This window comes from Tenacibaculum pacificus, from assembly GCF_027941775.1.
GTDB classification, from domain to species: Bacteria; Bacteroidota; Bacteroidia; order Flavobacteriales; family Flavobacteriaceae; genus Polaribacter; species Polaribacter pacificus_A.
Genome location: NZ_CP115917.1, coordinates 1,664,962 through 1,682,075, shown reverse-complemented (window position 1 = coordinate 1,682,075; position 17,114 = coordinate 1,664,962). Strand labels below are relative to the sequence as shown.

At 28.0% G+C, this 17,114-nt stretch carries 17 protein-coding genes, 1 pseudogene and 1 riboswitch; of the genes and pseudogenes, 11 read left to right on the top strand and 7 right to left on the bottom strand.

Annotated features, from left to right (window positions below):
* Nucleotides 1–41: 41 nt before the first annotated feature.
* The 5 genes and pseudogenes from PG913_RS07530 to PG913_RS07510 all read left to right on the top strand — a co-directional run bounded on the left by PG913_RS07530 (nucleotide 42) and on the right by PG913_RS07510 (nucleotide 4,964).
* Complete coding sequence (locus PG913_RS07530) at nucleotides 42–548, top strand: DUF4252 domain-containing protein (protein WP_271230197.1); 507 nt, start codon at nucleotides 42–44, stop codon at nucleotides 546–548.
* 139 nt (nucleotides 549–687) lie between these two features.
* A pseudogene (locus PG913_RS07525) lies at nucleotides 688–1,113 on the top strand (DUF4252 domain-containing protein); the annotation flags it as partial.
* Nucleotides 1,114–1,249: 136 nt separating this feature from the next.
* Entirely contained in the window at nucleotides 1,250–1,447 is a 198-nt protein-coding gene (locus PG913_RS07520) for a hypothetical protein (RefSeq protein WP_271230196.1), read from the top strand.
* Complete coding sequence (locus tag PG913_RS07515; protein WP_271230195.1) at nucleotides 1,428–3,698, top strand: M1 family metallopeptidase; 2,271 nt, start codon at nucleotides 1,428–1,430, stop codon at nucleotides 3,696–3,698. The genes PG913_RS07520 and PG913_RS07515 overlap by 20 nt, the downstream gene beginning before the upstream one ends.
* A 72-nt stretch (nucleotides 3,699–3,770) precedes the next feature.
* Nucleotides 3,771–4,964, top strand: a complete 1,194-nt coding sequence (locus tag PG913_RS07510) for a hypothetical protein (RefSeq protein ID WP_271230194.1) — start codon at nucleotides 3,771–3,773, stop codon at nucleotides 4,962–4,964.
* A 64-nt stretch (nucleotides 4,965–5,028) separates the two neighbouring features.
* On the opposite strand, the gene PG913_RS07505 is transcribed toward PG913_RS07510, so the two are convergent.
* Genes PG913_RS07505 through PG913_RS07480 form a run of 6 tightly spaced genes read right to left on the bottom strand, consistent with a single transcriptional unit; the run spans nucleotide 5,029 to nucleotide 9,000 of the window.
* Nucleotides 5,029–6,144, bottom strand: coding sequence for an ABC transporter substrate-binding protein (locus PG913_RS07505; protein WP_271230193.1), 1,116 nt, complete (start codon nucleotides 6,142–6,144; stop codon nucleotides 5,029–5,031).
* A 13-nt stretch (nucleotides 6,145–6,157) separates the two neighbouring features.
* Nucleotides 6,158–6,685: an alpha-ribazole phosphatase gene (gene cobC, locus PG913_RS07500; protein ID WP_271230192.1), complete on the bottom strand. Its 528-nt coding sequence runs from the start codon at nucleotides 6,683–6,685 to the stop codon at nucleotides 6,158–6,160.
* Nucleotides 6,670–7,446 (bottom strand): adenosylcobinamide-GDP ribazoletransferase, encoded by a 777-nt coding sequence (locus PG913_RS07495; RefSeq protein WP_271230191.1) that lies wholly within the window; start codon nucleotides 7,444–7,446, stop codon nucleotides 6,670–6,672. The genes cobC and PG913_RS07495 overlap by 16 nt, the downstream gene beginning before the upstream one ends.
* A 3-nt stretch (nucleotides 7,447–7,449) precedes the next feature.
* Nucleotides 7,450–7,605, bottom strand: coding sequence for a nicotinate-nucleotide--dimethylbenzimidazole phosphoribosyltransferase (locus tag PG913_RS07490; protein WP_271230190.1), 156 nt, complete (start codon nucleotides 7,603–7,605; stop codon nucleotides 7,450–7,452).
* Nucleotides 7,606–7,609: 4 nt separating this feature from the next.
* Nucleotides 7,610–8,491, bottom strand: coding sequence for a nicotinate-nucleotide--dimethylbenzimidazole phosphoribosyltransferase (gene cobT, locus PG913_RS07485; protein WP_271230189.1), 882 nt, complete (start codon nucleotides 8,489–8,491; stop codon nucleotides 7,610–7,612).
* 5 nt (nucleotides 8,492–8,496) lie between these two features.
* Nucleotides 8,497–9,000 carry a bifunctional adenosylcobinamide kinase/adenosylcobinamide-phosphate guanylyltransferase gene (locus tag PG913_RS07480; RefSeq protein ID WP_271230188.1) on the bottom strand — a complete coding sequence of 168 codons (504 nt, stop codon included), beginning with the start codon at nucleotides 8,998–9,000 and terminating at the stop codon, nucleotides 8,497–8,499.
* Nucleotides 9,001–9,114: 114 nt separating this feature from the next.
* On the opposite strand from PG913_RS07480, the gene PG913_RS07475 reads away from it, so the two are divergent.
* The 3 genes from PG913_RS07475 to PG913_RS07465 all read left to right on the top strand — a co-directional run bounded on the left by PG913_RS07475 (nucleotide 9,115) and on the right by PG913_RS07465 (nucleotide 13,263).
* Complete coding sequence (locus tag PG913_RS07475; RefSeq protein WP_271230187.1) at nucleotides 9,115–10,053, top strand: ABC transporter substrate-binding protein; 939 nt, start codon at nucleotides 9,115–9,117, stop codon at nucleotides 10,051–10,053.
* A gap of 11 nt (nucleotides 10,054–10,064) precedes the next feature.
* Nucleotides 10,065–10,258, top strand: a riboswitch (cobalamin riboswitch).
* A 31-nt stretch (nucleotides 10,259–10,289) separates the two neighbouring features.
* Nucleotides 10,290–12,170, top strand: a complete 1,881-nt coding sequence (locus PG913_RS07470; protein ID WP_271230186.1) for a TonB-dependent receptor plug domain-containing protein — start codon at nucleotides 10,290–10,292, stop codon at nucleotides 12,168–12,170.
* 4 nt (nucleotides 12,171–12,174) lie between these two features.
* Complete coding sequence (locus PG913_RS07465; protein WP_271230185.1) at nucleotides 12,175–13,263, top strand: YncE family protein; 1,089 nt, start codon at nucleotides 12,175–12,177, stop codon at nucleotides 13,261–13,263.
* A gap of 85 nt (nucleotides 13,264–13,348) precedes the next feature.
* Here the strand turns inward: PG913_RS07465 and PG913_RS07460 are convergent, their stop codons facing one another.
* A complete protein-coding gene (locus PG913_RS07460) occupies nucleotides 13,349–13,762 on the bottom strand; it encodes a thiol-disulfide oxidoreductase DCC family protein (RefSeq protein ID WP_271230184.1) in 414 nt (137 codons plus the stop codon).
* 160 nt (nucleotides 13,763–13,922) lie between these two features.
* On the opposite strand from PG913_RS07460, the gene PG913_RS07455 reads away from it, so the two are divergent.
* The 3 genes from PG913_RS07455 to PG913_RS07445 are packed head-to-tail and all read left to right on the top strand — an operon-like array spanning nucleotide 13,923 to nucleotide 17,109.
* Nucleotides 13,923–14,633, top strand: a complete 711-nt coding sequence (locus PG913_RS07455) for an ABC transporter ATP-binding protein (RefSeq protein WP_271230183.1) — start codon at nucleotides 13,923–13,925, stop codon at nucleotides 14,631–14,633.
* A 2-nt stretch (nucleotides 14,634–14,635) separates the two neighbouring features.
* The gene (locus PG913_RS07450) at nucleotides 14,636–15,865 is read left to right on the top strand and encodes an ABC transporter permease (protein WP_271230182.1); all 1,230 of its coding nucleotides are present in this window, start codon (nucleotides 14,636–14,638) and stop codon (nucleotides 15,863–15,865) included.
* 2 nt (nucleotides 15,866–15,867) lie between these two features.
* On the top strand, nucleotides 15,868–17,109 hold the full coding sequence (locus tag PG913_RS07445; protein WP_271230181.1) for an ABC transporter permease: 1,242 nt from the start codon (nucleotides 15,868–15,870) through the stop codon (nucleotides 17,107–17,109).
* Nucleotides 17,110–17,114: the final 5 nt, after the last annotated feature.

Genomic DNA, 17,114 nt, shown 5'->3' with positions numbered 1-17,114 from the left:
TAAACAAGAATAACCCCAAGAATTTAATAAACAAGAAGATCATGAAAAAAATAATAATAATATTTGCACTAGTATTTACAGCAAATTTAAGTTTCGGACAATCAATATTTGATAAACTTGAAGATATTGATGAGGTATCATCAGTAGTAGTAAATAAAGATGCTTTTGAGATTTTATCGAAATTTAATGTTAATTCAGATGATAACGAAGCTATGGAAGTTTTTAATATGATAAAAGACTTACAAGAGTTAAAAGTCTTTTCAACAGAAAAAATAGCAGTTTCTACTCAAATGGAAAATTTAGTAAAATCAGCTGTAAGTAAAAATAATTTAACAGAATTAATGCGTATTAAAGATAAAGATTCACGTGTTAAAATTTATGTGAAGTCGACTAAAAATAAAGACTTTGTTAGTGAAGTATTAATGTTTGTGAAAAATAAAAATGCTAAAACTGGCGGTCCAGAATCTGTAATTGTATCATTAACTGGAACTATTGATATTAATAAAATGTCTAAACTAGCAGATACTTTTTCTAAGGATAAAAAATAAATAATAGTATCAAAAAATAAAAAGAGAATGAAAAAAACATTTATATACTTGTTACTATTAGTAGCCTTTATTACAGTTTCAATGTAAAAAAGAAGTATCATTACAAAGCTATTTAGTAGAAAGTCAAGATAAAAAAGGATTTGTAAATTTTAATATTCCTACAAATTTATTCGAGTTGTCAGTAGATAAATCATCTGAAGATGATAAAAAAATATTAGCTAGTATTCATAAAATAAATATAACGGGCTTACCTTATAAAACTTCAGATGAAGTTACTTATGAAATAGAAAAAGAGAAATTAAAAGCAATTTTAAAAAGTTCTGATTATAAGAAACTAATAAATTTTAAAGAAGAAAATATGCATGTATCTTTTTATTATAGTGGAAAAGCAGATGCTATTGATGAAATTATAGCTTTTGGTTATGGTAAAGAAAAGGGAGTTGGTATTGCTCGTATTTTAGGTGATAAAATGAATATTACTAAAATTATGGAAATGTTACAAAATGCAAAGTTAAATAGTGATAATTTAGATTTTGAAAAGTTTAGCAGTCTTTTTGGAATTTAAAAAAAAAATATATAATAATAATAATAATAATAATAATAACACCATCAAATATTTTGATGGTGTTTTCTTTTTAACGGCTCATTAACAAGTCTCCCAATAGATTTTCTTACTTTTGATGCTTAAACGAAAATATTTTATGAAGTTTCAAAAAGTTCTTACTTTTCTCGTTGTTTTTTTTACGCTTACGTTGTTTTCACAATCAAATACTGTTTACAGAGCAGAAACAGCTAAAGTTCACGATTTAATTCACACTAAATTAAAAGTAGATTTTAATTTTAAAAATCAGCAATTAAACGGAGAAGAATGGGTAACCAGTGAAACCTCATTTTTATGAAACAGCTAAAGTAACGTTAGATGCAAAGGCAATGCTTATTAATGAAGTTTTAATGAATAAACAATCTTTACCTTATAATTATGATGATTTTAAATTGATTATCGATTTACCTCGTATTTATAAAAGGAATGAAGAATTTACTATCTATATAAAATATACGGCACGTCCTGAAAAAGTAAAACAAAAAGGAAGTAAAGCTATAACATCGGCAAAAGGTTTATATTTTGTAAATCCAACAGGTTTAGATAAAAATAAACCAACCCAAGTTTGGACACAAGGAGAAACCGAAGCAAGTAGTTGTTGGTTTCCTACAATTGATGCACCTAATCAAAAAACTTCACAAGAAATTTATATTACTGTTCCTACAAAATATGTAACGCTATCTAACGGAAAGTTAGAAAATCAACAAAAAAATAACAACGGTACAAGAACCGATTATTGGAATTTTACTCAAAAACACGCACCATATTTATTTTTTATGGGAGTAGGGGAATATGAAATAATAAAAGACACTTATAAAAATATTCCTGTTGATTATTATGTTGAAAAAAAATATGCTCCGTATGCAAAAGAGATTTTTGGAAATACTCCTGAAATGTTAGGTTTCTTTTCTAAAATTTCAGGAATTGAATATCCTTGGAATAAATATGCGCAAATTGTAGGTAGAGATTATGTAAGTGGTGCAATGGAAAATACAACGGCTGTAATTCATGGAGAAAAAGCGTATCAAATGCCAGGGCAATTAATTGATGAAAATACACATGAAGATACAATTTCTCACGAAGCTTTTCATCATTGGTTCGGGAATTATGTAACTGCCGAAAGTTGGAGTAATTTAACCGTTAACGAAAGTTTTGCAAATTACAGTGAATATTTATGGAGGGAATATAAATACGGTAAAGAAAATGCCGATGCTCATTTATTAGAAACTATTGAGGGCTATAAAAACGGACAAAATTTTGATAAACATTTAGTTCGATTTAATTATAATGATAAAGAAGATATGTTTGATGGCGTTAGCTATAATAAAGGTGGCGCAATTTTACATATGTTACGTAATTATTTAGGTGATGAAGCTTTTTATGCAGGATTAAACAAGTATTTAACTACTAATAAATACAGTACAGCAGAAGCGCATCAATTGCGATTGGCTTTTGAAACGGTAACTGGAAAAGATTTGAATTGGTTTTTTAATCAATGGTTTTTTAATAGTGGGCATCCGAAGTTAGATGTTTCTTACGATTTTAATAAATTAAGAAAAACAGTTACTATCAATATTATTCAGAATCAAGAAAATGAATTTAAATTTCCTTTTACTATTGATGTTTTTGAAGATAACAAATCAACACGTCATACTGTTTTTGTAGAGAGTAAAGATGCTTCGTTTACGTTTCCTTTTATAAAACAACCTCAGTTTATTCAGGTAAATGCTGATGGAGTTTTATTATGCGATATTTTCGAAAATAAAGTTTTAAGCGATTATATTTATCAATTAAAACACGCTGATAATTATCAACATAAAAAAGAAGCTTTAGTTGAGGTTGCTAAAAATCAAGATGATAAAAAAGCATTTGATGCAATAGCTGAAGCAATGAGTGATTCATTTTATAAAATTAGAATTTCAGCTTTAGAGAATATCAATTTGGTAAATAAAAATTCTAAAAAAAGAGTGATTTCAAAAATTAAAGAAATCGCAATAAATGACCCGAAAACATTAGTAAAAGCAGCAGCGATAGAAACATTAGGAAAGTTAACAGATCCTGAATTAAAATCGGTTTTTCAAAAAGGTTTAGAAAGTAAATCGTATGCTGTGTTAGGAAAATCTTTAGTTGGAATGTATTATGTCGATAAAACTTTAGCTATTCAAAAATCAAAAACATTACCATCAGAAGTAAAAGAAATTATAGCAAATCCTTTAACACGTATTTATTTAGAAGAAAATGATGAAGATGAATTAAGTTTTATTGCGGGTAACGTAATGTCGGGAATGTATTTAAGTCAAGATAAAAAAACACAAGGATTATATAAAAAAGCTTATGATAAAATAGCAAAAAGTAGCAATACGGAAGCTATCAAAAATTTAGCAGATGATATTGTATCTAAAGGAATTCAGTATAAAAAATATAGTTTTGATAAAGTAGGTGTAAATTTGTTGCGTCAAGTTGTACAAAGGCAGAAAAAAGCAAACCACACAACGAAACTTAAAAATATTGAAATTGTTAAAATAGCAATGGCTCAATTATTAGAATAAACAAATGAAATTAATTTAAAAAGTATTAGTTATTGGCATAATAATTGTCATTTCTGACGAAACCCAAACTTTATGAAAAAAATTACTTTATTACTGTTTTTTACAGTGTTAATACTTTCTTGTAACAGTATTAAAACAACCGAAAAAGCACTTAATACTGGCGATTATGATAAAGCAATTTCTTTATCGATTAAAAAATTGTCCAAAAACAAGTATAAAGAAAAAAATCAACCGTATGTTATAATGCTTCAGAATGCTTTTTTTAAAGCAACGAAAAGAGATTTAGCAAAAATATCATATTTAGAAAAAGAGAATAATTCGGCAAATTTAAAAGCTATTTATACACTTTATCATCGATTAAAAAATAGACAAGAAAAAATTAAGCCGTTACTGCCTTTAAATGATGTTTCGACAGGTGAAAATGTTAATTTTAACTTGGTTAATTATGACAATAAAATTATTCAAGCAAAAGAAAATTATGCAAATTATTTGTACAATAATGGAGTGGATTTATTAAAATCTGGTTCTCAAAATAAGATGAATTATAGAAGTGCTTTTGATGCTTTTACACATCTAAATAAATTAATTCCAAATTATAAAAATACTATAAAATTACTTGAAGAAGCCCACGTAAAAGGAACAGATTATGTTTATTTATCAGTAAATAATGAAACAAATCAAATAATACCTAGAAGATTAGAAGATGATTTATTAGCGATGGATACTTATGGTTTAAATGATTTATGGACAGTGTATCATTCTAAAAAAAATAACTTTGTGAAGTATGATTTTGATTTAGAGTTAAATTTGAGAAGTATTGATATTTCTCCTGAACAAATTCGTGAAAAAGAAATAATTAAAGAAAAACAAATTAAAGATGGCTTTAAATATCTGAAAAATAATAACGGCGGTTATGTAAAAGATAGTTTAGGTGTTAAAATTAAAGTAGATAATTTTAGAACTATTAGATGTAGATTGTATCGTTTTACACAATTTAAGAGTAGTAAAGTAAGTGGTTTGGTTAAGTATTTTGAAAATTCATCAGATCAATTAGTAGAGAGTTTTCCTATTGAAAGTGAATTTGCTTTTGAGCATATTTACGCTAATTACGATGGAGATAGAAGAGCTTTAGATGATGTTTTTTTCAATTTAACAAAGTTGCAATCGATGAATTTTCCTTCAAACGAACAAATGGTGTACGATACAGGAACCGATTTAAAAGAAAGACTTAAAAATATTATTACAAGAAATAAGTTTAGAAACTAACTATTTTTAAATTTTCGACTAAAAAAACTCCTGTTATAAACAGGAGTTTTTATTTTTAATAAGTTTACTGTATTCTCTCAAAAAATGTTAACTGATAATTAGGTAACGCTTTTGGATTTGTAATTTTGATGATATCTTTTAAAACTAAATCAGGTCTGATTGGCGCTAATTCAAAATAGATAAGTCCGCCAGTTTTTCCTTTTTTTGTGCCAATAGTATAAGTTTTTTCGTTTTTTAAAGCATCAAATTCTTTATAATGTTTATTGGCACTTAATAATTGTTCTTTCGTTTCGTATAAGCCACAACCAATCCAATAATCAGCTTTTTTTCCTTTATCTAAAGCACTTTCAAAACTTAGTTGTAAACTTCCTGTGCTTTTGGTTTCTTTCCAAAGATAATTTAAATGTGCATCCTTAAAAAAAGTAGCGATAAAACTATTTCCTCCAGGAACATTCCAAACTTCTTTAAACATACTTCCTGATAAAATTGTTGGATAATTAGAGCTTTTTTCAGCTGTTTTTTTAGCGTCTAAATAATTCTTTTCAATGGTATTAAAAATACTATCGGCTTGTTTTTCTTTATCTAAAAGTACACCAAAAAATTTAATCCATTCGGCTCTTCCTAAAGGTGTTTCTTCTAGCCAGTCGCCATTAAAAATAACAGGAATTTCTGATTTTTTAATATTTTCGTATAATTTACTATTTGGATGTAAAGAGAAACCTATAACTAATTCGGGTTGTAAATCTAGTAGTTTTTCGGTATTCATACTTTGTTCATTTCCTAATTCTGTAATTTTTCCAGCATCAATTCTTTTTCTTGTTTTTTCTGATGAAATATATTTTGCATGTGGAAATCCGACTAATTTTCCCTCACTATTTAAAAGTTCTAGCATCGGTATATGCGTAGTACTTGTAACAACTAATTTTTCAACAGGAGTTTTTAGTTGATTTTTAGAAATATCAGTTTTATTGGTAAGTGTAAATTCAAATTGTTTATCTGAATTTTGAAATACTTTTTTAATGATTAATTTTTTCTGATTATTTTCAGTAATAATATCAAAGCCTTTTGCATATTTAATAGGGCTTTGGTTAGCTGTTATTGTTTGGCTGTTTTTTTCTTCTGATTTTTTACATTGGATAAAAAATAATGTAAGAATAAGAAATATTAAAAACTGTTTCATTTTGATGATTGAATTATAGTGTGAATTTGATAATATCTCCGTACGTTAATTTTAAATCGAAAGAGTTTTCTAAAGAAATATTGTTTACATAAGCCCATAAACTTCTGATAACTCCAGCATGTGTAACGATAACAACACGTTGTTTTTTTAACGATTTGAGTTCGTTTAAAAACTGAACAGTTCTGGTGTGTAAATCAATATAAGACTCGCCATTTGTAACCGTAATATTTACAAAATCGTTCATCCAAATATCTAATTCAGGATCATTAATTTCATCCCATTTTTTCAGTTCCCAATCTCCAAAATCAAGTTCTTTTAATCTATCATCAAAAATAATAGTATCAGATAATTGTTCTGCTAATAATTTACAACGTTTTAAAGGACTTGAATAATAAGCAGTTTCAGTATCATTTACAGGAACTTCTTTTAAAATTGGCTGTATTTCTTCTGAAAAAGTATCGATAACACCAATATCAGCTTGTCCGTAGCAGATTCCTTTTTCAATATTTGGAGTCGTATGTCTGACTAAAATAATTTCCATAAAATAAGTATTGATAAATAAAAAATAACTTCGGATACTTGTTGCAATGCCCCAGCGCAATCGCCAGTTTGTCCGCCAATCCATTTTTTGAAAAAACGACTCATATATAAATAGGTCAATAATAATGGAATTAAAACGGCAAATACTCTAATATCTTGAAAAAATACAATAGGCAGTATTCCAAAGAAACCAGAAATAATTAGTGCTTTTGTACTCATTTTTTTTGTGGTCGGTTTTACTTTAGCAGTATCAATATCTCTTACATATTCGTGTGTATATAATAAAATAGTTGCGATAAATCGGCTAATTGCATGTCCAGAAATCAATAATAAAGGAATTGTTTTAATCGAATTATTGAATTGTAACAGTTCGTATAAACTTAATGTTTTTATTGATAAAAGTGCAACAATTCCCACAACACCATAAGTTCCTAATCTAGAATCTTTCATGATGGTTAAAATTTTATCTTTCGTCCATCCGCCACCAAAACCATCGCATACATCAGCAAAACCATCTTCATGAAAAGCACCTGTTGTCCAAATAGAAGCAATCAAACTAAAAACAAGTGCAATACTTGAGGTGAATAAAAAGGAAGCGCCAACATAAACCAATGCTGAAATTGCGCCAATAAGAATACCAACTAACGAGAAATATCGACTGCTTTTATTTAAAATTTCAGGAGAATGATTGACCCATTTTGGGCAAGGAATTCTCGTGAAAAATAAGACAGCAGTTAAAAAATAATGAATTTGATTTTTCATAAATTAAGCTTCAGATATATTTGCACTTTTAAAAGTTGCCATTTCATTTAAAAAACTAACAGCCGATTTTACAATAGGAAAAGCAATCGCACTACCAGTTCCTTCGCCTAAACGTAAACCAATATTTAACAGCGGTTTTGCATTTAAAAATTGCAACATTTTTTCAATGACCTTGTTCGCCTGATGTATGGCAAAAAATACAGTAATCTAAAACATTTTTATTGATAGCCTGTGCAGCTAATAAAGCCGAAGTAACAATAAATCCATCTACTAAAATAGTCATTTTTAAAGATGCCGCTTCTAGCATAGCTCCGCACATCATTACAATTTCAAAACCACCAAAAGTAGCCAAAGCATCTATTGGATTTTGAATATTTTTTTGATGTAAATTAAGTGCGTTTTTAAGAATGTCAGCTTTTTTAAGAACTCCAGAATCATCTAAACCAGTTCCTTTTCCAACACAATTTTCAATAGAAATATCAGTAAAATAAGTCATTAATAAAGCAGCAGCAGAAGTGTTTCCAATTCCCATTTCACCAAAACCAATGGTGTTTGTTCCTTGTTTATGTAATTCTGTAACTAGTTTTTTTCCTTTATCTAAAGCCGATAAACACTCTTCTGTGGTCATTGCTTTTTCAATACTGTAATCTTTTGTTCCTTTAGCTATTTTTGCTGATATCAAATTAATATTTGGTTCAAAATCAGCGTTTACACCTGCATCAACAATTTTTAAATTGATATCATTCTGATTACAAAAAACGTTAATTGCAGCTCCGTTATTTAAGAAGTTTAACACCATTTGTTGTGTTACTTCCTGCGGATAAGGGCTTACAGCTTTCGATTTTACAATACCATGATCACCAGCAAAAACAACAATACTTGGTTTAGATAAAGTAGGAGAAAGGCTGTTTTGAATTTGTCCTATTTGTAAGGCAATTTCTTCTAAAACTCCTAACGAACCAATTGGTTTTGTTTTAAAATCAATTTTATCTTGAAGTGCTGTTTTTAGCGTGTTTGAAAGTGGTGTTATTTCCGTAGAGTACATTTTATTTATTTTAAAGTTAGTGGTAAACCAGATACTATAAATGTAGCTTTATCAGCTTTTTTAGCAATATATTGATTTATCCATCCTTGTAATTCGGTAAATTTTCTGCCAATTTGAGTATCGGCATGTAAACCCATTCCTATTTCATTTGAAATAATAATAATAGTAGCATCAATTTCAATTAGTTTGTCAATTTCATTGGTTGCTAAGGTTAAACTTTTTTGTACATCATTTTTAGTATCTAAATAAAAATTAGTTAGCCATAAAGTAACACAATCAATAACTACGGTTGCATTTTTAGGAATTACATTACTGATGTTTTTTTCTTCTTCAATAGTTGTCCAACGTTCATCTCTATCAGAAATATGTCTGTCTACACGTTTTTTAAAATCGGCATCCCAAATTCTTGAAGTGGCTAAATAATAAGGGTTTTCTGATAATGATTCGGCTAATTGTTGTGCATAACTGCTTTTTCCTGAACGTTCTCCGCCAGAGATATAGTACATCATAATTAATAATTATAATAAAGAAATAAATTAAACGGCAAAGATTGTAAAGATTTTTTAGAAAAAGAGAATAATACTCGATAACTATGTAATTTAGCCGTTCAAAATATATTTTCAGTGAAAGTTTCCTCATTTATGCCAGCAGTAACCCAAATGATTTATGATATGGGATTACAAGAATATTTAGACGGTGTTACATTTGAATGTCCTGCAATTGCACTAAAAGAAAAACAGGTAGCTGTTAAATATAAGTTAGAAGGACAAACTTTAACTAGTGATGAAATTAACACCATTTTTTCAAAAACAAAAGCTGAAGGAGGTACGTTGTATTATGTTGATGAACCTGTTTTAGAAAGTATTGCTCCAGATATTATTTTTACACAAGATGTATGTGATGTTTGTCAAATAGATACAGAATCTGTTGCAAAATCTGCTTCTAAATTAGCGAAACAACCAACTTTAATTTCTATAACTCCAAATTCTTTAGACGATGTTTTTGAGAATGCATTAACCATAGCAAAAGCAATGGGAAAAGAAGAAATAGGAATTAAATATGTACAAAAACTTAAAAATCGTATTTACAATATAGTCGATACACAACGAGCAAACAGCATACAATCTAAAAGTGTAATGTTGTTAGAATGGATTGATCCGTTATTTAATTGCGGACATTGGATTCCTCATCAAATAGGATATGCTGGTGGTATCGATTTATTATCGCATCCGTCAGGAGATAGTATTGTTATTTCTTGGGGTAAAATTGTAAAATATAATCCAGAGATATTAATAATTGCTCCGTGTGGCTACGGAATTTCACGAACAATGGAAGATATGCGATTTTTAGAAGATAAACCAGAATGGAGTTCTTTAAAAGCCGTTAAAAATAAACAGGTTTTTATTGCTGATTTTGCTATGTTTACACAATCATCAGCAAGTACTTTAGTCGATGGTATTGAGTGTTTATCAGCAATGATTCATCCGAATTATTTTTCGGTATCAAGTGAGCTTACTGTTAAGTTTTCGAACTATAATGATTTATTGATGCTAGATTCTTAATAAAATATCATAAATTTGCGCGAAATTTAGGTTTTGATGTTTAAAAATATAACATCAAATTAAAAGGGAATTCGATTAAATACCGAAGCTGTTCCCGCAACTGTAAGCTATTAAGCTTGTAATTACTCTTTAAGTCACTGTTTTTAAGCGGGAAGACCAATTACAAGACGCAAGCCAGGAGACCTGCCTAGGTTTTAAATAATTCAAACTTTCGGGATAAAGGTTTTTAGTATATTATGAGAAAACACTTACTTTTTACAGTATTTTTTATTGTTACATTTTATTCTTTTGCTCAAAAAGATTCTATAACGAATGTTTTAGAAGAGGTACAGGTTGCTGGAAAAATAAAAAATAAAAAATTTAATCAGATTAGTGTAAAATCAATAAAAATAACAGATAAACAACTTGTTAAAAACCCTATTAATTTAACCAATCTGTTACGCTATAATAGCCCAATTGCTTTTAGAGATTATGGAAATGGAGGAGTTAGTACAGCTCGCTTTAGAGGAACATCAGCTTCTAATACATTGGTTTTATGGAATGGTATTCCTATTAATTCAATTGGTAGTGGTCAAACAGATTTTAATTCATTATCAGCAAGTATTAGTGATAATATAGTTGTTCAAAGTGGTGGAAATAGCACCGAGTTTGGTTCAGGAGCTATTGGTGGTACTGTACATTTAAATGATGAAATAAGTTTTGAGAAACATAAAAAAATTCACATATTTTCTTCATATGGAAGTTTTAATACAACTTCTAATTTTTTTAAAAGTTCTTTTGGTGATGAAAAATGGAGTGTAAAGTTAGCATCAACAATTAATTATTCTGATAATGATTATACTTTTATAGATGATAGGTATAAAGATAGTAACGGAAAATTATTGAAAAATGATAATGGTTCTTATAAAAACTATGGTATTAATTTTAATATAGCTCATAAGTTTAATTCAAAAAATAAAATAGCTTTTTTTACTACAGGTTATTACGGAGATCGTTTATTTTCAGATGGTTTACCAAATCCATCAGCAGGAAGTGAACGTAATGAAGATTTTAATCAACGTAATTTATTAAAGTGGAATTATAATTATTCTTCACAATTTAAACAGCTAATAAATATTGCGTATTTAACACAAGAGTATAGATATTATGATAATAAAGATGCTATTAATTATAGTTTTGGTAAATCTAGAACTACACAAATTAACTACTCTTTAACTTATAAACCATCTAATACTTTATCATTTAATTATAAAACTATTTTTGAAAATATTGCGGGTAGTAATTCCGAAACAACTACAAAAACAAGAAAATCAACTGCTTTTATAGGAAGTGTAAAATATCAACCTTTAAAAAAAATAGTAACAAGTTTACAGGTAAGAAAAGAACTTAATTCTGATTTTAATGTGCCATTTTCTGTATTTATAGGAAGTGAATATAATGTATTACCTAAATTAAAATTAACAGCTAATTTTTCAACAAATTATAGAGTTCCAACTTATAATGAACTTTATTGGCCTATTGTAGGTAGCTTAAATTTAGTGCCAGAAAATGCTATTCAAGGAGAAGTAGGGCTTTCTTATAAAAAGAAAGATTTAGTATTGAAATCAACACTGTTTTATATTCATACTAATGATAAAATTTTATGGTTACCAGCAGGTGGTAATTTATGGAGACCTAAAAATGTAAATGATGTAATAAATAAAGGAGTAGAATCATTTATTAGTTATCAAAAAGAAATAGGAGAACATATAATAAATACATCTTCTAATTACACTTTTACAAAAGCGACAAATAAAGAGACAGGTAAAACATTGCCTTATGCTCCTTCTCATTTATTAAATTTTACGACTAGTTATACGTATAAAAAAGTACATGTTTTTTTACAAGGTTTGTACCAAAGTAAAACATATACTAACGAAACAAATTTAAATTTTTATTCTTTAGATGCAGTTAATGTGCAAAATATAGGCGTAAATTTAAATTTATCAACTAAAACAACAATACTTCCAATAATTGGGGTAACGGTTAATAATATATTTAATAAAGTATATTATTTTTCAAACTTACGCCCTATGCCTGGAACAAATTTTAACATCAATATAAATTATAAATTTTAAACAAATGAAAATTACAAAATTACTTTTACAACTTTTTTTAGTTACTATACTTATTACTTCTTGTTCTAGTGATGATGAACCTTTGAATGAACTTCCTGGTAAATACAATAATGGATTAATTATAAGTTCAGAAGGAAACTATGGAGATAAAGATGGTTCTATTGCTTATGTGGATAGTGCTTTATCAAACGTAGCAACCAATTTTGTTTATACAGGAGAAAATGATGCTCAATTAGGTGGATTAATTCAATCAATTTCTTTTTCTGATACCGATGCGTATATTATTTTAAATGATGTAAACACTATTATTATTGCCGATAAAATAACATTTAAGAAAAAATCAGCAATAACTACAGGTTTAAATAACCCAAGATATATGACTGTTGTAGGTGATAAAGGATATGTTACCAATTGGGGTGAAGGAGGAAATGTTAATGATGATTATTTAGCTATTATCGATTTAAAAACAAATAAAATAGAAGCAAACACAATTTCTTTAGCAAATGGTGTTGAACAAATTTTAAATAAAGATAATAAATTATATGTTTCTCATAAGGGCGCTTGGTCTTCAAATAATATTATATCTGTAGTAGATTTAAATGCTAATAATACAGTTTCAACAATTACTGTAAAAGATAATCCAGATGATATAGCTTTTGATAATTCAGGAAACTTAATCGTTTTATCAGAAGGTAAGGCTTTAACTTATAATGATGATTATACAAAAGTATTAACTTCAACAACCTCTTCAATAAGCTTTATTAATACTTCTACTAATAAAATAGTAAAAGAATTAGTTTTTCCTGAAAACAAAAGAGCAACTTATATGAGTTTCGATAATAATAAAGTTTACTATTATCAAGGAAGTAATACTACCGTTTATAATATTACTAATACATCATCTAATTTAGCGACTGAAGGTATAAATGTTGGGTTAATTTATGGAATGAATGTAAGACAAAATGAATTATTTACAGTAGAATATACTTTTACTAAATTAAGTAAATTAAAAGTTTTTGATATAAATACTAAATCAGAAATATATTCTTCACCTGTAGGTTTAGGAGCTTCTAAAATTTATTTTAACAATTAAATATTAAAAAAATCCCCCAATTATAAATTTATCAAAAGTAAGTTTATAAATAAAAAATCCCACTTATATATTAAGTGGGATTTTTTTATAAAAATTTCTCTTTTATTTCTTTAGAAGGAATTATACAAGTTTCTTTTTTACCAAACCATTTATATCGGTTTTTTGCAATAAAATCGTAACAATAATCTCTAAAATCTTCAGGAATAAATTTTAAAATAACAGTTAAATTCCAAATACCGCCAAAAGAAGCCATAATTTTTAAAGCTGCTGTAGATTTAATATAATAAGCAACTTTAGGCTCGTACAAAATAATCGAATCAATTTTAGTTGTATCGATACCTAAATGAGTTGTTATTTTTTTTCCAATATCCGATTGTAAACTTGCAAATACAAATTGATTTTTAGTATCAAATTTAATCGCTTTTAATACCGAACTATTACAGAAATTACAAACTCCATCAAACAGAATTATTTTTTTATCAGTATGTAAATCAGTCATTTATTTATTTTTGATGAGCGGTTTTTAAAAATATAAAAATATTTTGTAACATAAATCAAAATTAGTCGTCTTGTAAGGAAGTAAATAATGATTTAACATAAAATTAGTAATAGACTAAGTATCAGTATTTACTTTTAGATTTTTAAAATTAGCCAAGACAATGATTCGAATAGAAAACCTACACAAATCGTACCCAATCGGAAAAGACTCACTTCATGTTTTAAAAGGATTAGACTTACATATAAAGGAAGGCGAATTTGTATCGATTATGGGTTCATCAGGATCAGGAAAATCAACTTTATTAAATATTGTAGGTTTATTAGATGTTCATGATGAAGGAAAGTATTATTTAAATGGTCAATTAATTGAAGATTTAAATGAAACAAAAGCAGCGGTTTTACGTAATAAATTTTTAGGATTTATTTTTCAATCGTTTAATTTGATATCATATAAAACAGCCTTAGAAAACGTAGCTTTACCATTATATTATAAAGGTGTTTCTAGAAAAGAACGAGCAGTTATCGCTTTAGAGTATTTAGAAAAAGTAGGTTTAAAAGAATGGGCGCATCATTTACCAAACGAACTTTCAGGAGGACAAAAACAACGTGTTGCAATTGCAAGAGCCTTGGTTACTAAACCTAAAGTTGTTTTAGCTGATGAGCCTACAGGAGCTTTAGATTCTACAACTACGGATTCTGTTATGGATTTATTGAAAGGAATTAACGAAGAAGGAATGACGGTTTTTGTAATTACTCATGAAGAGGAAGTTGCAGAGCAAACAAAAAGAATTATTCGTTTAAAAGACGGGGTTATTATTAGTGATGAGTTAACCGAAAAAACGGAAGACAAAGTAAATTCTAAAGCAATTTAATTATGTTTGATTTAGATCGTTGGAGAGAAATATTTCAAAGCATCAATAAAAACAAATTACGTTCTGTAATGTCTGGTTTTACGGTTGCTTTTGCAATATTATTATTTACGCTACTTTTTGGTATTGTAAGCGGATTAAGTAATTCGTTTAAAGGTGCTTTTGTTGATGATGCAATGAACACAATGAGGGTAAGAGTTTGGAAAACCTCAAAACCTTATAAAGGCTTGCAAACAGGAAGAGAAATTAAACTTAAAAACAAAGACTTCAATTTTATTGAAAAAGAGTATCAAGATAAAATTCAGCATTTAACAGGGCGTATTTATAATAATGTAAGTATTTCTTATAAAAATAAATCAGATAATTACAGTTTAAGAGCTGTTCATCCAGATCATCAATTTTTAGAAAAAACAATTATTGATGAAGGTAGATATATTAATGAACGAGACTTAAGAGAAAAAGCAAAAGTTATTGTTATTGGTCGTTTAGTAAAAGAAGATTTATTTGGTGAAAAACCAGCTTTAGGAAAACGTGTAAATGTAGGTGGAATATCTTATCAAATAATAGGTCTTTTTTCTGATGCAGGAGGTGATAGAGAAGAAAGACAAACCTATATGCCTGTAACAACAGCACAAATGATTTATGGAAATAATGACCATTTAAATCAGATTGTTATAGGGTATGAGCCTAAGTTAAGTTTAGATCAGGCGATTGCTTTTGGTAATAAAATGGAACGTGATTTACGTAAAAATTTAGGTATTCATCCTGATGATCAAAGTGCACTTTCGGTACGTAACATGGCGGAAGCAAATAAAGGTATCGGAACTTTTATGTTAGCCTTATACTTTATTGTGATTTTTGTAGGTTCAGGAACTTTAATCGCTGGTATTATTGGTATTAGTAATATTATGATTTTTGTAATAAAAGAACGTACCAAAGAATTTGGTATCAGAAAAGCATTAGGAGCAAAACCTTCATCAATTATAGGAATGGTTGTACAAGAATCTGTATTGATAACTACAATTGCAGGTTATTTAGGACTCTCGCTAGGAACTTATATTTTAAGTTTAATTGGCGATAGTTTAGAAAAATATTTTATAAAAGATCCAAGCGTAAGCCCAGGGATTGTAATAGGAGCAACCATTGTTTTAATATTATCGGGTTTAATAGCAGGTTATTTACCTGCAAAAAGAGCAGCAAATATTAAACCAATTGAAGCATTAAGAGCAGATTAATTATGAAATTTTTATTTGATTCAGACACTTGGCAAGAAATTTACGGAAGTATTCGTAAAAATAAAGTTAGAACCGCAATAACTATTATAGGTGTTCTTTGGGGAATATTTTTATTAGTTGTTTTGTTAGGAGCATCTAGAGGGATGGAAAATAATTTCAAGAAAATTTTTGGAAATTTTGCCACCAATAGTGTGTTTATTTGGGCACAATCAACAGATACTCCTTTTAAAGGTTTTCAAAAAGGAAGGCGATTTTTACCAACATTAACTGATGTTAAAATATTAAAACAAGAATTTAAAGAGATAAAATTATTAGCACCAAGAAGTCAATCTGATGGGCAAATAATTAAAGGTTTTAAATCAGGAAGTTTTCAAATTAGTGGTGATTATCCTATTTTAGATCAGGTGCAGAAAAAGAATTTGATTTATGGACGTTTTTTAAACGAAAATGACATTTTATCAAAAGCAAAAGTTGTTGTAATTGCTGAAGATATTTATAAGCAATTATTCGATAAAAAAGAAGAACCGATTGGACAATACATCAAAATTAACAATATCAATTATAAGGTAATAGGTGTTTATAAAGAATCGAGTAGTATTAATTTTGATGGAGCTTGTGCTTACATACCTTTTACGACTTTTCAGCAAGTATATAATATGGGTGATAAAATTCATTGGATGATGATAACAGCCAACGAAGGAGTAGATATTAAACAATTAGAAAAAGATGTTTTATTAACATTAAAAAGTTTACACAAAGTACATCCTGATGATAAAAGAGCTTTCGGAAGCGTAAATTTAGGTGTAGAAATAGCAAAATTTACTGGCTTTTTAACAGGGATGCAATTTTTAACATGGTTTGTAGGTATTGCAACTTTAATAGCAGGTGTTTTTGCAATAGGTAATATTTTATTAATTACTGTAAAAGAACGTACTAAAGAAATAGGAATTAGAAGAGCTTTAGGAGCAACTCCTAAAAGTATCCGACAACAAATTGTATTAGAATCTGTTTTTTTAACGACAGTAGCAGGTATGTTAGGTATTATATTCGGAGCATTAGTATTGTTTATAATAGATGCTGCTTTTGGGCAAGGTCCAGATGCAACATTAGTGAATCCAACAGTAAATATTCCTATTATATTAATAGCATTTACAACCTTAGTAGTGTTAGGTACTTTAATCGGATTAATACCTGCACATATGGCAACAGTAGTAAAACCAATCGAAGCATTAAGAGAAGAATAAATCAA

What these genes read in the sequence shown, in the direction of transcription:
- PG913_RS07470 (WP_271230186.1), top strand. Translation starts at nt 10,290, where the DNA reads ATGAGAAAACACTTACTTTTTACAGTATTTTTTATTGTTACATTTTAT.
- PG913_RS07480 (WP_271230188.1), bottom strand. Translation starts at nt 9,000, where the DNA reads ATGATGTACTATATCTCTGGCGGAGAACGTTCAGGAAAAAGCAGTTAT.
- PG913_RS07490 (WP_271230190.1), bottom strand. Translation starts at nt 7,605, where the DNA reads ATGTTGCAATTTTTAAATGCAAAACCGCTGTTAAATATTGGTTTACGT.
- PG913_RS07465 (WP_271230185.1), top strand. Translation starts at nt 12,175, where the DNA reads ATGAAAATTACAAAATTACTTTTACAACTTTTTTTAGTTACTATACTT.
- PG913_RS07460 (WP_271230184.1), bottom strand. Translation starts at nt 13,762, where the DNA reads ATGACTGATTTACATACTGATAAAAAAATAATTCTGTTTGATGGAGTT.
- PG913_RS07445 (WP_271230181.1), top strand. Translation starts at nt 15,868, where the DNA reads ATGAAATTTTTATTTGATTCAGACACTTGGCAAGAAATTTACGGAAGT.
- PG913_RS07450 (WP_271230182.1), top strand. Translation starts at nt 14,636, where the DNA reads ATGTTTGATTTAGATCGTTGGAGAGAAATATTTCAAAGCATCAATAAA.
- PG913_RS07455 (WP_271230183.1), top strand. Translation starts at nt 13,923, where the DNA reads ATGATTCGAATAGAAAACCTACACAAATCGTACCCAATCGGAAAAGAC.
- PG913_RS07530 (WP_271230197.1), top strand. Translation starts at nt 42, where the DNA reads ATGAAAAAAATAATAATAATATTTGCACTAGTATTTACAGCAAATTTA.
- PG913_RS07520 (WP_271230196.1), top strand. Translation starts at nt 1,250, where the DNA reads ATGAAGTTTCAAAAAGTTCTTACTTTTCTCGTTGTTTTTTTTACGCTT.
- PG913_RS07510 (WP_271230194.1), top strand. Translation starts at nt 3,771, where the DNA reads ATGAAAAAAATTACTTTATTACTGTTTTTTACAGTGTTAATACTTTCT.
- PG913_RS07495 (WP_271230191.1), bottom strand. Translation starts at nt 7,446, where the DNA reads ATGAAAAATCAAATTCATTATTTTTTAACTGCTGTCTTATTTTTCACG.
- cobT (WP_271230189.1), bottom strand. Translation starts at nt 8,491, where the DNA reads ATGTACTCTACGGAAATAACACCACTTTCAAACACGCTAAAAACAGCA.
- cobC (WP_271230192.1), bottom strand. Translation starts at nt 6,685, where the DNA reads ATGGAAATTATTTTAGTCAGACATACGACTCCAAATATTGAAAAAGGA.
- PG913_RS07505 (WP_271230193.1), bottom strand. Translation starts at nt 6,144, where the DNA reads ATGAAACAGTTTTTAATATTTCTTATTCTTACATTATTTTTTATCCAA.